The organism is Xanthomonas prunicola, assembly GCF_002846205.1.
GTDB classification, from domain to species: Bacteria; Pseudomonadota; Gammaproteobacteria; order Xanthomonadales; family Xanthomonadaceae; genus Xanthomonas; species Xanthomonas prunicola.
The window spans coordinates 751,981-765,675 of record NZ_PHKV01000001.1 but is presented as its reverse complement, the minus strand read 5'-3'; the positions used below and the strand labels follow the sequence as shown (position 1 = coordinate 765,675).

General features: G+C 63.9%; 12 protein-coding genes and 1 tRNA gene. 4 read left to right on the top strand and 9 right to left on the bottom strand.

The features are described 5' to 3' along the window. Positions 1 to 94: 94 nt before the first annotated feature. From XpruCFBP8353_RS03400 to XpruCFBP8353_RS03380, 5 genes are all read right to left on the bottom strand, one after another. Positions 95 to 1,147: a LacI family DNA-binding transcriptional regulator gene (locus XpruCFBP8353_RS03400; protein ID WP_101361909.1), complete on the bottom strand. Its 1,053-nt coding sequence runs from the start codon at positions 1,145 to 1,147 to the stop codon at positions 95 to 97. 352 nt (positions 1,148 to 1,499) lie between these two features. Further along, positions 1,500 to 2,918 (bottom strand): M28 family peptidase, encoded by a 1,419-nt coding sequence (locus XpruCFBP8353_RS03395; protein WP_101362459.1) that lies wholly within the window; start codon positions 2,916 to 2,918, stop codon positions 1,500 to 1,502. A gap of 123 nt (positions 2,919 to 3,041) precedes the next feature. Next, entirely contained in the window at positions 3,042 to 3,473 is a 432-nt protein-coding gene (gene mscL, locus XpruCFBP8353_RS03390; protein WP_101361908.1) for a large-conductance mechanosensitive channel protein MscL, read from the bottom strand. Positions 3,474 to 3,533: 60 nt separating this feature from the next. Then, a complete protein-coding gene (locus tag XpruCFBP8353_RS03385; RefSeq protein WP_014090906.1) occupies positions 3,534 to 4,247 on the bottom strand; it encodes a fumarylacetoacetate hydrolase family protein in 714 nt (237 codons plus the stop codon). A 425-nt stretch (positions 4,248 to 4,672) separates the two neighbouring features. Beyond that, entirely contained in the window at positions 4,673 to 4,948 is a 276-nt protein-coding gene (locus XpruCFBP8353_RS03380) for a hypothetical protein (protein WP_101361907.1), read from the bottom strand. Positions 4,949 to 5,207: 259 nt separating this feature from the next. Between XpruCFBP8353_RS03380 and XpruCFBP8353_RS03375 the strand changes: the two genes are divergently transcribed. Next, on the top strand, positions 5,208 to 5,549 hold the full coding sequence (locus XpruCFBP8353_RS03375; RefSeq protein ID WP_101361906.1) for a Rieske (2Fe-2S) protein: 342 nt from the start codon (positions 5,208 to 5,210) through the stop codon (positions 5,547 to 5,549). Positions 5,550 to 5,618: 69 nt separating this feature from the next. On the opposite strand, the gene XpruCFBP8353_RS03370 is transcribed toward XpruCFBP8353_RS03375, so the two are convergent. From XpruCFBP8353_RS03370 to thiS, 4 genes are all read right to left on the bottom strand, one after another. Then, complete coding sequence (locus XpruCFBP8353_RS03370; protein ID WP_101361905.1) at positions 5,619 to 7,481, bottom strand: SLC13 family permease; 1,863 nt, start codon at positions 7,479 to 7,481, stop codon at positions 5,619 to 5,621. Positions 7,482 to 7,556: 75 nt separating this feature from the next. After that, entirely contained in the window at positions 7,557 to 8,315 is a 759-nt protein-coding gene (gene trmB / locus XpruCFBP8353_RS03365) for a tRNA (guanosine(46)-N7)-methyltransferase TrmB (protein WP_101361904.1), read from the bottom strand. 237 nt (positions 8,316 to 8,552) lie between these two features. Continuing rightward, entirely contained in the window at positions 8,553 to 9,347 is a 795-nt protein-coding gene (locus tag XpruCFBP8353_RS03360) for a thiazole synthase (RefSeq protein ID WP_101361903.1), read from the bottom strand. A 49-nt stretch (positions 9,348 to 9,396) separates the two neighbouring features. Beyond that, the gene (gene thiS / locus XpruCFBP8353_RS03355; protein WP_101361902.1) at positions 9,397 to 9,597 is read right to left on the bottom strand and encodes a sulfur carrier protein ThiS; all 201 of its coding nucleotides are present in this window, start codon (positions 9,595 to 9,597) and stop codon (positions 9,397 to 9,399) included. Between the two features lie 188 nt (positions 9,598 to 9,785). Here thiS and XpruCFBP8353_RS03350 point away from each other — a divergent pair, with 188 nt between their 5' ends. From XpruCFBP8353_RS03350 to XpruCFBP8353_RS03340, 3 genes are all read left to right on the top strand, one after another. Then, entirely contained in the window at positions 9,786 to 11,570 is a 1,785-nt protein-coding gene (locus XpruCFBP8353_RS03350) for an autotransporter outer membrane beta-barrel domain-containing protein (RefSeq protein ID WP_101361901.1), read from the top strand. Positions 11,571 to 11,686: 116 nt separating this feature from the next. Beyond that, positions 11,687 to 11,760, top strand: a tRNA-Gly gene (locus XpruCFBP8353_RS03345). Between the two features lie 67 nt (positions 11,761 to 11,827). Next, the gene (locus XpruCFBP8353_RS03340; protein ID WP_101361900.1) at positions 11,828 to 13,381 is read left to right on the top strand and encodes a site-specific integrase; all 1,554 of its coding nucleotides are present in this window, start codon (positions 11,828 to 11,830) and stop codon (positions 13,379 to 13,381) included. Positions 13,382 to 13,695 lie beyond the last annotated feature (314 nt).

Genomic DNA, 13,695 nt, shown 5'->3' with positions numbered 1-13,695 from the left:
GCGATGGTTCCGTTGACGGGGCTGCTGGGCGTTGCTCAGGTCGATGTCGTGCGCCACTAGCGAATCGGTTGTGTTGCGACTTCGCAGTGTGGCGCTATGCCGTCGGCGGCCCGGCCGTTGAGCCACGCTTCACCAGCGTGTACTTCATCACCTGATGCACGCCAGGTGCGGTGCCGCCCTTACGGCGTTGACGGATCGCATCGGCCAGCAGCGAGACGGCGGCGCGGCCCATCGCGGTGACGGGTTGATGCACGGTGGTGAGTTCGGGCCAGATGGTGGTGGCCACCGGCGTATCGTCGAAGCCGGCGATGGAGACATCTTCGGGCACGCGCAAGCCCACTCCATGTGCGACCGCGACCGCTGCGGCCGCCATGTCGTCGTTGCTGCAGAAGATCGCAGTTGCTGGTTGTGGCTGCGCCAACAGGCTGCGTGCGGCGAGCAGTCCGGAGCGATAGGTGAACAAACCCTCGGCGATCAAGTCATCTGTTACCGGCAAGCCGGCAGCCTGCAAGCTGTCGAGATAGCCGTTGGCGCGCAGTGCGCTCGGGGTGTGTTTGGGGTCTCCCTTGATCAACGCGATGCGACGATGCCCGAGTTCGATCAGGTGGTCGACGATGGCGCGCGCAGCCTGGTAGTCGTCGATCCGCACCGAGCTGATTTGCACCATCGGTGCGCCGCTAGCCACCGCCACCACGGGGATGCCACGCGCATCGAGTTCGGCGATGGTCTGGCGCGAATCGCATAACGGCGGCGGCAGGATCACGCCATCGACGCCGGCAGCGAGCAGGCGCTCGGTGGCGGCACGCTGGCTGCGGATGGCCCCGCACTTTTCCACCATGACCTGACTGCCGGTGAGGCTGCTCTGCTCAAGCAAGCCGAGCATGAATTGATTGAGATACGCCGCGCTTGGGTTGCTGTACAACACGCCGATACGCAGCAAACTACTGGTACGTAACGAGCGGCCGGCGAGATTGGGCCGGTAGCCCAATGCCTGCACCGACGCCTCCACGCGCGCGCGCATTGCTTCGCCCACATGCGGGTGGCGGTTGATCACGCGCGAAGCGGTCATCGGCGAGACGCCGGCGTGTTTGGCGACGTCCAGCAACGTCGCCGCATTGTTCGCACTGCGTTGCCGCTTGGCCACCATTGTGTGTGCTCATCCTGGGGTAGAAGCGAATGCGCGCGACAGATTCGAGGTTTGAGGCGAGGACCAACAGCAACCGATCGATCACGTCACGCAGTGCCAGCAACGGCGATGCGTGACCACTGCGCACAACGTGGACGCGCCGCTGCCGAGTGCCTGATTCGTGCTCACCTGGCGTGACGCGTGGCGAGTGGCAGTGGCTTGAAAGCAACTGCCACCTGCCAGACGAACAGGTCAATCTAGGTAATCAGCAGGCCAGGTCTACTGCGATTCTTGCATGCACCCGGCGCTTGAAGATCGGTAAGGCACTGCCTGCATCCAGCACCCGACGCACGCGACACGTCTTTATTGCCGCTTACTCGCTCGGCGGTTGCACGCTCTTGGCGCGGCTGCCGAAATCACCATCGGCTTCTGCGGCGAGATACGCGAACACGGTGTAGGCGGCCACGTTCTGCGCGAGCGCCTTCGGGTCGATCTTGTCCAGGGTGTCGTCGGCGGTGTGGTGCAGGTCGAAGTAGTCGGTGCCATCCTGCGCCAGCCACCCCCAGGCGCCACCCTTGGCGGAAATCGGTCCGACATCCGGACCGGGGCCGCCCTTGCTGGGTTCATACGCGATACCCAGCGGTGCAAGCACCTCGGCAATCTGCTTGGTTGCTGCACGCGAGTCGTCCGGTGCGGCCGCGCCCGTGTTGAACGCGTAGATGCGCCCGGCGCCGAAGTCGCTTTCCGCACCAATCTGATGCAGTGCCATGTCTTTGGCATCCTTGCCGTGCGCGGCGGCATACGCCTTGCCGCCGTACAGGCCTTGCTCCTCGTTGGCGAAGGCCACCACGCGGATGCTGCGCTTGGGCGCCTGCTTGAGCTGGCCGATCAGATGCCCGGCGGCCATCGTGATGGCCACGCCAGCGCCATCGTCGATCGCACCGGTGCCCAGATCCCATGAGTCCAGATGCCCACCGATCACCACCACTTCCTTGGGCTTGCTGCGCCCGGTGATCTCGCCAATCACGTTGTACGAGGTCGCGGTGCCGTCCCAGCCGCAATCCAGCGCCAGACGCACGCGCGTGCTGCCCAGGGCGGTGAGTCGTGCCAGTTGGTTGGCATCGGGTACTGACAGCGCTGCAGCGGGCACCGGCGTCAGTCCCTCGTCGAACCGGGTGATCCCGGTATGCGGCACGCGGTGCGAGTCGGTGCCGGCCGAGCGCATGACAAATCCAATTGCGCCCTTGCGTATCGCTTCCGACGGCCCCTTGCTGCGCACCGCGCCGCCATTGCCGTAATCCTTGCCGTCGCGCGCCTTGACCATCTGGTAATCGACGAACGCGATCTTGCCGGCCAGCGCGCCAGCCGGCGTAGCCTGCAGCGCAGCCAGATTCTCGAAACGCACAACCTCGCCTTCGACGGTGCCGCCCGGGCTGCCGCCCAGTGCGGTGATGGTCAGTGGCTGCGCATGCGCACCGAGCACGGCAGCACGTTCGCTGCGACGCTCCCATTTCGGAAAGGTCACCGGCTCGGTCCACACCTTGTCGAATCCCAGCGAAGTGAATTTCGCCTTGGCCCAGGCCACCGCACGTGGATCTGCTTCGCCACCGGCAATGCGCGGGCCCACTTCGGTGGTCAACGATTGGACCACCGCAAAGCCGGTGTCATCGGCCAGCGCTTGCTCGCGCAACTGCGCCGCGGTGCGCAATGCGCTGTCGGAAATGCTGGTCTGTGCAGCGAGCGCGGACGAGCAGGCGAGTAGGGCAGAGATGGCAACAGCGAGACGACGCATGCAGGGCGGCTCCAACGACAAGGGGACCCCGAGCTTATCAGCGCAAAGTCCCCCGTCTGCGTGCGAAAGGTCATCCTTCGGCGCGAAGTTGCGCGACAGGATGCTCCAGTTGGTTGTGTCCGCTTACAGCGCGGCCGGCGGCTTGAGCGTGTCGTTCTTGAGCGCGTCGCGAATCTCGCGCAGCAACAGCACTTCTTCGCTCGGGCCCTTCGGCGCGTCCGGCTTGCGATTGGTGACGCGGTTGATCAACTTGACCACCAGAAAGATCGCGAAGGCGACGATGACGAACTGCACGACCGTGTTGATGAAATCGCCATAGCCGATGGCAACCGCCGGAATTTCCTTGCCCGTGGCATCGACGCCGGCCGGCTTGAGCACCCACGCCAGACGCGAGAAATCCACATTGCCGATGGCCCAGCCGATCGGCGGCATGATGATTTTCTCCACCAGCGCAGTGACGATCTTGCCGAACGCCGCACCGATGACGACACCGACGGCCAGGTCGATGACATTGCCGCGCATCGCGAATTGTTTGAACTCGCTGACCATTCCCATAGTGCACTCCAACTGCGGTCGCGGACCAACTGCCGCGGCCCGATCGTAGCCGGGCTGATGTCAGCCCGCGATGATGCCGTGACGCTCGGCGACGTTTTCCAGGCGTGCGCTGAACTGGTCGCCCGGCAGCAATGGACCGACGCCGGCCGGCGTTCCCATGAAAATCAGATCGCCTGCGCGCAGTGCATAGAGCTTGGACAGCTCGTGCAGGATCTCCGGCACGTTCCAGATCATCTGATCCAGCAACGACTGTTGACGCACCTGCCCATTGACTTCCAGCGACAGATTCAAGGCCTCCAGCGCGCCGACTTCGCCGGCATGCACAAGCTCGCTGATCGGTGCGGAGTGATCAAAGCCTTTGGCGATATCCCACGGCAGACCCTTGGCCTTGGCAGCGGCCTGCAGATCACGACGGGTCAGATCCAGCCCCACGCCGTAACCGTAGATCAGGCGCTCGGCCTGTTCCACCGGCAACTCGCCGGCCGGCGCATCGCTGCCCAGCGCCACCACCAGCTCCACTTCGTGGTGCAGTTCCTTGGTGCCGGGGGGGTAGGGAATCCGGTCGCCATGGCCAACCACGATCGCATCGGCCGGCTTCATGAAAAAGGTCGGCTGACCGCGTTCGGCCTTGGAGGCTGGTGCGGTGGCGCCCATCTCGCGCGCATGGTCGGCAAAGTTGCGCCCTACGCAGTAGATGCGGTGCACCGGAAAACTGCCACCGCCCACCACGGGAATGCGCGGAACATCGGCGGCGGGAATCACATCATGGGTCATGCGCGCATCCTCAAGAACACAGGCGCATGAGTCTAGCGGTTTGCTTGTGTACGACGGAACCGTCACGCATGCGTCCAGTGCATGACACGGCTGCGATGGCAGAGTTTGCGAAGCGGCCGGCAGCCACAGTGGCGCTTCCGTGGTGGCGCGTACAGCGAGACGCTGCTGGCGTTCGATCACGCCCGATGCGGTGACGATGAGAAGTGTTGAACCGTGTCGTGCACTGCTGATCGATGGAGCAAGCGCTTGCGCGCCCTGCCATCAGCGCACCGCATCGCCCGGCAACGGGGGAATGCGAACGCGCAGCACGCCGCTGCACGTCAGACGTGGCTCGCTGGAAGGAATTTTTTTCGACACGGGCATGCGCCATCCGGACACCCGCTGCGCAGACCAGATGGCGGCGCAGCGATGCCGTCAGCGAGGTGTCAGTGCGACAACGGCAACGCGGGCTTGCGTACCACGTGGTACTCGGCGTCGACCACGCGCGTCTGTTGCGAGGTCCGGCGGTTCGATTTGCTCAACAACTTCCAGGCGATGCCGCCCAGGATCATTGCCGCGCCAACGAACACGCTGAAGAAGATCAGCACCGCAAGGATGACCAGACCAGCCAAGCCGGCGGCAACGCGCACCAACGGGTGACGCGGCTTGCGCGGCGCAAACAGGTGGTGGAGGTTGCCGAATTGGAAGATGCGAGCGGGCATGGCGGTGGGCTGCCGGGCAGGAAACGAGCGCGCAGTATCGTTGCGGTTTCGTGTCATTGAGTGAAAAGTTCGTTAATTGGTGCTGCAATTTGCCAAAACGATCACATGTGGAATGGATGGAAGGCGCCCGTGCGGCAAGTGTGGCCGGTTGTCTGGGCTGCTGTTGTTGCCTATCAGCTTGCAGCTGCCGGCCTAGGCTCGCCAGTGCTGCCCAGGCGCGCATGCCACAATCCAGGGCCGTCGTTGCCCGGTTCACTGCATGTCCTCGCCATCGCCCACCATGCTTGCCGCGTTGACGCAGATTCCCGATGCAGGGTTTTTGGAAGTCGAAGCGCTATTGGATAGCGGCGCCGAATCGCTGGTGCTGTATCGCCAGGGCACGCAGGTGCGTGCCTGGTTGAACATCTGCCCGCATGCTGGCCGTCGGTTGGACTGGGCGCCGGGGCAGTTCCTCAAGACCAAGGAAGGGCAATTGGTCTGCGCCGCGCACGGCGCGGCATTCGAATTGAACGGTGGCGAATGCGTCAGCGGCCCGTGCCGCGGTCAATCGCTGTTTGCGGTGCCGGTACGGGTTGAGGACGAACAGGTGCTCATGGGGTAACGCCTGAGCGGAGCCAGGAGAACTACTGCTCGCTCTGCGTGTTGCGCCGCTCTAGAGCGCAATGCTGCGTCAGCGCGCCGCCCACCAGAACATCAGGTTGATCATCGACACCATCACCACGATGTAGATCAGCGACAACGGCGCGCCCACGCGCCACAGTTCGCGCGGTTGGTAGTTGGCCGGGCCGGCCACCATCGAGATCACCGGGTTGGACGCGGTCATCAGATTGTTGGACGCCGACAACGCCACGATCAGTGCGAACGCGGTCGGGTTGCCGTTGGCCGCAAGCGCCAGATTGACCGCAATGGGCACCATCACGATGGTCGCACCCACATGGCTGATGACCAGCGAGAACGCCGTCGTCAGCAGCGCCAGGCTGATTTCCAGCGCCCACACCGGAATGCCTTCGGGCAGGCGATCGATGGTGTGGCCGGCCACCCAGGCTGCGGTGCCGCTGCTGTCCATCGCCCAGCCCAGCGGGATCAGCCCGGCCATCATGAAGATGGTTTTCCAGTTGATCGATGCGTAGGCCTCGTCCATGCGCAACACGCCGCTGACCAGCATGCAGGCCACACCGGTCATCAGCGTCAGTGCCACCGGCAGGCGCGAGGTCAGCGCGATCAGGATGGTGAAAGCGAAGATCGCCATCGCGATCTTGAACTTGTGCGGGCGCTGCTCGCCTTTGGGAAAGTCGGTCACCGGCACGAAATCGCGGCTTTCTGCGGCCTGCGCCAGGTCCTGCCAGATGCTGTGGAAGACCAGCATGTCGCCGGCGCGCAACGGCACGCTGCGCACGTCCTCGCGGATCACCTGCTTGTCGCGGTTGATCGCCAGCAGGCTGATGCCGGCCTGCTTGCGCAGGCGCAATTCGCCGGCGCTCTTGCCGATCAACCGCGAGTTCGGCGGAATCAATGCTTCGGAAATACCGGCCAGGCTGGGGTTGAACAAGTCGCCCAGATTGCGCAGCCGCGAGGACATGCGCAGGAACTGGTTTTGCGCAAAATCGGCCACCTCCTGGCGCGGCCCCATCGCACCGAGCACGCTGCCGACCCAGATGCGCATATCGGCCGGCGGCGCCAGGCGGGTGTCGTTGCCGGTCTTGAGCGCAAGCAGCAGCGGCGCATCGTGCAAGGCTTCGGCTTCGCCCAGGGTCATGCCGACCAGCGGGCTCTCGGCGGTCACGGTGAGCTCGAACACATCGCCATCGATGCCGTAGGTCTTGGCGAAATAGCTTTCCGTACGCGACGGCGTGACGCCTTCGTTGATCAGGCTTTCCTCTTCGATCAGCTTGCGATCGCCGTAGAAGCGGAAGTACAGCAGTGCGGCGATCAGCAAGGCCACGCCGATCGGCAATGGCGCGAACATCGTCAACGGCTCGATGCTGGCCATGCCCGAGGGCAGGTTGTTGTTGGCCGACACCAGCAGGTCGTTGAGCAGGATCAGCGGCGAATTGCCCACCATGGTGAGCGCGCCGCCCATCACGATGGCCGCGGCGATGGGCAACAACATGCGCTGCAGGGTGAGCCCGGTGCGCGCCGCCAGCCGTGAGGCCACCGGCAGGTACAACGCCATCACCGACGGGTTCTGCATGAACGACGAATTCAAGCCGGAGATGGCCAGCGTCATCATCATCAGGCGCTGCTCGCTGCCGTGCGAACGCCGCAGCAGCCAGGTGGCCAGCCGGTTCAGCGCGCCGGTGCGCTCCAGCCCCGCGCCCAGGATGGTGGTGGCGATGATGCTCATCACCGCGTTACCGGAAAAGCCGCCGAACAATTCTTCTGGCGCCACCAGCCCGGTGACGCCCAACACCACCAGCACGATCAAGGCCACCACATCGGCGCGGATGCGCTCGAACAGGAACATCGCCATCGTGAAACCGACCAGCCCGAGGACGAGCTTCATATCGTTGGTCAGCGTCAGCGCGGTGTCCATGAGTGGCCGGGATTCGTGATTCGGGAGTGGGGATTGGTCAGTCGACTGCGGCGTCGAGTATGCGGGCAATCGCTGTTACGAATCCCCAATTCCCACTCCCGCATCCCGGTCATACACCAGATCCCACACGCCGTGGCCGAGTTTCTGGCCGCGCGTTTCGAAGTGGGTCTGTGGGCGCCAGGCGGGGCGTTCGACGTGGCCGCGCGAGCCGGCGCGGTTGATCAGGCCGGGTGTGGCATCGAGCACGTCCCACATCTGTTCGGCGTAATCGGCCCAGTCGGTAGCGGCATGCAGGCGGCCGCCGTCGCGCAGCTTGCGCACCAGCAACTGCGCAAACGCCGGCTGGATCAGGCGGCGCTTGTTATGCCGCTTCTTGTGCCAGGGATCCGGGAAATAGATGCGCACTTCGTCCAGCGCACCGTCGGCGATCTCGTGTTCGAGCACTTCCACCGCATCGTGGTGGTACAGGCGCACGTGCGTGCTGCCGTCCTCATCCAGCGCGTTGAGCAGACGGCCCACACCGGGCGCATGCACCTCGATGCCGATGTAATCACGGCTTGGATCTTGCTGCGCGGCAAAGCGCAACGCTGCGCCATTGCCGAAGCCGATCTCCAGCACCTTGTGCGCATCGCGTCCGAAGGTGGCAGCCAGATCGCGCGGCGTACCGAGGTAATCCAGCCCGAAACGCGGCCACAGCTCATCGAATGCGCGTTGCTGCGCCGGCGTGAAACGGCCCTGGCGCAGCACGAAGCTGCGCACCTGCCGGCGGCCCTCTTCGATGGTGAAGGGCTTAGGCGGCATCTTGGCGCCGTCACTGGTGAAAGGATCAGTCATGAAAGTCCGTCACATCGGATAACAAACATCCCCTCTCACGCCAGGGTGAGAAGGCGCAGCTTGCGCGCCATGGGCGCGCGTGCCTTAGGAGCCCCCGAGACGCGGGCCGGGCCGGGGCGAGGAGCGGGGCTTGGGGTGATAGGACGGTCGCCACGCGAGGTTGCAGACCACGTAACGCACAACCCACTGGCCCACGGATGGAAGACAACGGATCAGCGGCGGCCTGCGCACATCCACTCATCCAATCACACCATCCACCGGGCTGGATGCCGAGGCATAGCGCTTGCGCGGAATCCGCCCGGCCAGAAACGCCTCGCGCCCGGCCTCGATCGCCTTGCGCATCGCGCTGGCCATCAGGATCGGATCGCGCGCACCGGCAATGGCGGTGTTCATCAGCACGCCATCGCAGCCCAGCTCCATCGCGATCGCCGCGTCCGATGCCGTGCCCACGCCAGCGTCGACAATGATCGGCACTTTGGCGTTTTCGATGATTTCCAGCAGGTTGTACTTGTTCTGGATGCCCAACCCCGAGCCGATCGGCGCGGCCAGCGGCATTACCGCCACGCAGCCGATCTCTTCCAGGCGCTTGGCCAGAATCGGATCGTCGGAGGTGTAGACCATCACCTCAAATCCATCGGCGACCAGTTGTTCGGCGGCCTTGAGCGTCTGCACCACATCCGGGTACAGCGTCCTCTCGTCGCCGAGCACTTCCAGCTTGGTGAGGTTGTGGCCGTCCAGCAGTTCGCGCGCCAACCGACAGGTGCGTACCGCCTCTTCAGCGGTGTAGCACCCAGCAGTATTGGGCAGCAGCGTATAGCGATCCGGCGGCAGCACATCGAGCAGGCTGGGCGCGTTGGGGTCCTGGCCGATGTTCACCCGGCGAATGGCAACGGTCACGATTTCGGCCGCGGCAGCTTCGGTGGCCAGGCGGGTTTCGTGCAGATCCTTGAACTTGCCGGTGCCAGTGAGCAGGCGCGAACGGTAGCGTTTGCCGGCGATAACCAGCGCATCAGAGGGGGCGGGATTCGTCATGCGGCAATTATCACCGATCGGGCGCGGATGCGCCGGCCTGGGCGGCGCATCAACCGCCGCCCAGTGCCTGCACGATTTCCACGACGTCGCCCTCGCGCAACAGGTGTTCTGCATGCCGTCCGCGCGGCACGATTTCGCCATTGACCTCTACCGCGACGCGGCGCTGTGCTAAGCCCTCCTGCTCCAGCAGGGCGGCCAGCAGCAAGTTGTCGGGAAGCGAGCGCGGGGTGCCGTTGAGTTGAATGTTCATGGCATCATTGTTGCATCGCGTGCCGCTCCGGCGCGCGTTTTTGCGTTATGCGGCAGTGCAGCGTGAGCGCGGGCGGCGAGGGTGAAACCATGTGCCATTCGCCAGCGTACGTATGCACGCAGGTCCGGTCCCATCCACTTCAAGCAGGCATTCCGATGGCTTCAACACTTCGCCCGATCCGTTCCCTGATGGCCATGGCCATCGCTATCGCGGCCACCCCGGCCATGGCCGAATCGGCCTTCGACCAGACCGTGTTCTTCGGTGACAGCCTCACCGACAGCGGCTACTACAACCCGCTACTGCCGGCCGCCTCGCGCGCAGTCACCGGCAAGTTCACCACCAACCCGGGTTGGGTGTGGGCCGAATACGTCGGCGACCATTTCGGTACCAATGCCGCGCCCAACGGCAATGGCCAGACCGGCGACAACTACGCTGCCGGCGGCGCGCGCATCCAGGCCAGCTCGGTCAGCGCGCTCGGCGCTGCGCCGTCGGTGACCAGCCAGATAAACACCTACCTCACCGCCAACGGCGGCCGTGCCAACCCCAATGCGCTGTACACCGTGTGGGGCGGCGCCAATGACCTGCTCGCCGCGTCCCTCGCTCCGGCACAGGCGCAGTCCATCATCGGTAGCGCGGTGACCGCCCAGGTCGGTGCCGTGGCCACCTTGCAGAACGCCGGCGCGCGTTACGTCATGGTGCCGACCATTCCGGACGTCGGCCTCACCCCGCGCTTCCGCGCTGGCGGCACTGTGGGAATGGCGCAGGGCACCGCCGCGGCCACCGCCTACAACACCGCCTTGTTCAACGGCCTGCAGTCGGCCGGCCTGCGCGTGATTCCGGTCGACACCTTCCACATGCTGCAGGAAATCGTCGCCAACCCAGGCACCTACGGTTTCAGCAATGTCACCAGCACCGCCTGCAACCCGGCCGTGCCGCTGCCGGCCTGTAACCCGACCAGCCTGGTCGCCGCCAATGCGCAGAACACCTATGTCTTCGCTGACGGTATCCACCCGACCACGGCCGTGCACCAGATCCTGGGCGAGTACGCCATCTCGCTGCTGGAAGCGCCGCGTCTGCAGCAGGTGCTGACCCATTCCGCACAGGCCGTGGGCCGCGCGCGCGCCGACCAGGTGGCCTGGCATCTGGACGGCAAGCCGGACGCCGATGGCATGCGTTGGTGGGGGAGCGTGCGTGGCGACATGCAGCGTTACGACCACGCCGACCTGTATGACGGCATGGCGCCGGCCGGCCTGTTCGGTGTGGATTGGACTGCTGGCGACATGGTGTTCGGTGGCTTTGCCGGTTTCGGTCGCATGGACGCCGACTTCGGCAACCGCAACGGCAGCTTCAAGCAGGACGACACGACGCTGGGCGGCTTCTTCGGTTGGTACACCGGCCCGGTGTGGGTCAACGCGCAGGTCAGCTACAGCTGGTTGAGCTACGACGTCGACCGCGAAGTGCAGCTTGGGCCAGCCACCCGCGTGCATAGCGGCTCGCCGGACGGCAGCAACCTCACTGCCGCGCTCAACGCCGGTTATTCGCTGGGCGAAGGCAATGTCAAGTACGGCCCGGTGGCCGGCCTGACCTGGCAGAAGATCAAGCTCGACGGCTACACCGAGAGCAACGACACCTCCACCGCGCTGGGCTATGCCAACCAGGACGTCGACTCGCTGGTCGGCCGCGTTGGCTTCCAGGTGCGTCTGGACGGCGCCATGGTCAAGCCATACCTGCAGGCGACCTACGACCACGAGTTCAAGGAAGGCGGCGAAGCCAGCGCCTGGTTGCAGTCGATGCCGGAAGTGGGCATGTACACCGTTCCGGGCCAGAACTTCGATCGCAACTACGCCACCGTGGTGTTGGGTGCGCGTACCGGCCTGTGGGGCTTGCAGAGCAACGTCGGCCTGAGCACCACCACGGCCCAGCGCAGCGCACGTGATGCCACCTTGTTCGTGAACTTCAGCGGCAACTTCTGACGCGCGCGGTAAGCCACAGCTAGCAAGCAAGACACGAGGGCCGGGCAACCGGCCCTCGTCCTCTCTGCGCACATTGCGCCAGACACCCGCACCCGCATAAACTCTGCAGGCGCCATGCGGGCGTAGCTCAATGGTAGAGCTGTAGCTTCCCAAGCTACTGACGTGGGTTCGATTCCCATCGCCCGCTCCAGAGCTTCCGCCAAGTCTCTAAGTGATTGACTGGTTTGGATATTTTGGCCGATTGATGATTCCGAGCGATGCCCCTTGAGGTATCAATCGAGGTATCAATCTTGCCCAAGCCTCTGATGATTGCGCGCTCGGCTGGCCTGTATGCGCGCTTCTTTGTTCCCACCGATCTTCGAGCCACGATTGGCTCGCGATACCTTGTCCGATCGCTGGGGCTTTACCGTGGCGACCAGGCGCGGTTGGTGGCGGCCATGATGGGGATGGCCCTATGCTCAGCATTCGATGCCATGCGGAAAGGGATTGCCGTGGACGTGGACGAGCTGCTGAAGAAGATTCGGGATGGAGAGATCTACGAGTTGACACTGCACGATGTGAAGCTGCCCAACGGCACTCGCATCGCCCAAGCCCAGCTGGACACGCCCGCGGATGCGGCGTTGTTTAGCGACCTGATGGCCAGAGCTGGAGCAGACGGATCCTCGAGCATCGTCGCCCCAAAGATGCCCAAACGTCCGAAGATTAACTGGGACGCGGATGAGCCCAGCACAGACAAGTCTGCGGGCGGGTTGATGCTGTCGAAGGCGATGGTCGATCATTTGAGGGACTTGGCCGGGGCCCGTCTGCATCAGAAGACCGTGTTGGAAAGCCGCCACACCCTGCGCCTGTTTGCCGGGATCATCGGCAAGGACGTGCCCGTGGCCTCGCTGACCCAGGATCACGTGCGGGCCTTCTTCGAAGGCGTGCGTTACTGGCCATCCAATGCGACCAAGCGGCCGGCCTATCGGGACTTGTCGGTGCCCGAGGTCATCAAGCTGGCGAAGAAGAACCAGGAGGCAGAGCCGGCGGCGTGGACGATGGCCAAGCACCGACAACGGTTGAGCGTCTTCCTTGTTTCCCTGGTCGAGGGCAAGCACCTGTCGGTGAATCCGCTGGCAGGCATCCGGGCGATCGCCACCCCTGATTCGGAAGACACGGGCTCGCCTTTCACGGACGCCGAGTTGAAGGCCATCTTTGACCCGGTGGAGTTCCCGAAGTGGGCGTCGAAGTATCCGCATCGGTGGTTCGGACCGATCTTGGGACTTTACTCGGGCGCGCGCGTCAACGAGATCGCGCAGCTCCGGCTGGAGGACATCGACACCATCGACGGCGTGCCCGGCTTCTTCGTCCGCAAGATCGGGAAGAAGCAGAGCATCAAGAACAAGCACAGCCGGCGGTTCATCCCGCTGGCTCAGCCGGTGATCGATTGCGGCTTTCTGGATTACGTGAAAGAGGCGAGGCAAGCTGGGGTCGAGCGGTTATTCCCGGACCTGCCCAACTCGACAGGGCTGGGCTACGGACGGCAGCTGAGCCGCCAGTTCTCCGTCTACATCAAACGGCAAGGGGTCTCGGAGAAGGGGCAGGGGTTCCATGGGTTCCGGCACACCATTGCTTCAAAGCTGGACGAGGCCGGGGTGTCGGCTTCAGCGATTGGAGCACTCACGGGACATGGGACTGGGCAGACCGTATTGGAGAAGTTTTACATCGACCGCCGGAGCCTGCCGGACCGGGTGGCTACGCTTGCTAGGTTCAGTCCGCTACTGTCCCTTCCTATTTACAGTTCTGGAAATTTTGCGGAAAACTTGAAATAGTTAGTTATGGAGTCTAGCCAGCAGCCGTTTAGCTGGTCGCGTATGAACTTTACCTGACAACGTTATGACTAGAGTGGGAGCGAAGCCAATTTAGCTAGCCCATAGCTGGCGAGGCGTGGCCGATGCTCGGGAGACACGCTGCGAGTTCATTCATTGGCGACGAAGTTGGATACCCTCGGCGAGGCAGCGGGCACATCGCCTGGGGAATAATGCGGCACGTTATGCAGCATTGTCCAGTTTGTCGAAGCCTATACCGACTGCGGATTGCACGGAGTTCTTTTCTAATAATTTTTCTTAAACGATTGTGGTGAATT

What these genes read in the sequence shown, in the direction of transcription:
- XpruCFBP8353_RS03400 (WP_101361909.1), bottom strand. Translation starts at nt 1,147, where the DNA reads ATGGTGGCCAAGCGGCAACGCAGTGCGAACAATGCGGCGACGTTGCTG.
- XpruCFBP8353_RS03395 (WP_101362459.1), bottom strand. Translation starts at nt 2,918, where the DNA reads ATGCGTCGTCTCGCTGTTGCCATCTCTGCCCTACTCGCCTGCTCGTCC.
- mscL (WP_101361908.1), bottom strand. Translation starts at nt 3,473, where the DNA reads ATGGGAATGGTCAGCGAGTTCAAACAATTCGCGATGCGCGGCAATGTC.
- XpruCFBP8353_RS03385 (WP_014090906.1), bottom strand. Translation starts at nt 4,247, where the DNA reads ATGACCCATGATGTGATTCCCGCCGCCGATGTTCCGCGCATTCCCGTG.
- XpruCFBP8353_RS03380 (WP_101361907.1), bottom strand. Translation starts at nt 4,948, where the DNA reads ATGCCCGCTCGCATCTTCCAATTCGGCAACCTCCACCACCTGTTTGCG.
- XpruCFBP8353_RS03375 (WP_101361906.1), top strand. Translation starts at nt 5,208, where the DNA reads ATGTCCTCGCCATCGCCCACCATGCTTGCCGCGTTGACGCAGATTCCC.
- XpruCFBP8353_RS03370 (WP_101361905.1), bottom strand. Translation starts at nt 7,481, where the DNA reads ATGGACACCGCGCTGACGCTGACCAACGATATGAAGCTCGTCCTCGGG.
- trmB (WP_101361904.1), bottom strand. Translation starts at nt 8,315, where the DNA reads ATGACTGATCCTTTCACCAGTGACGGCGCCAAGATGCCGCCTAAGCCC.
- XpruCFBP8353_RS03360 (WP_101361903.1), bottom strand. Translation starts at nt 9,347, where the DNA reads ATGACGAATCCCGCCCCCTCTGATGCGCTGGTTATCGCCGGCAAACGC.
- thiS (WP_101361902.1), bottom strand. Translation starts at nt 9,597, where the DNA reads ATGAACATTCAACTCAACGGCACCCCGCGCTCGCTTCCCGACAACTTG.
- XpruCFBP8353_RS03350 (WP_101361901.1), top strand. Translation starts at nt 9,786, where the DNA reads ATGGCCATGGCCATCGCTATCGCGGCCACCCCGGCCATGGCCGAATCG.
- XpruCFBP8353_RS03340 (WP_101361900.1), top strand. Translation starts at nt 11,828, where the DNA reads ATGCCCCTTGAGGTATCAATCGAGGTATCAATCTTGCCCAAGCCTCTG.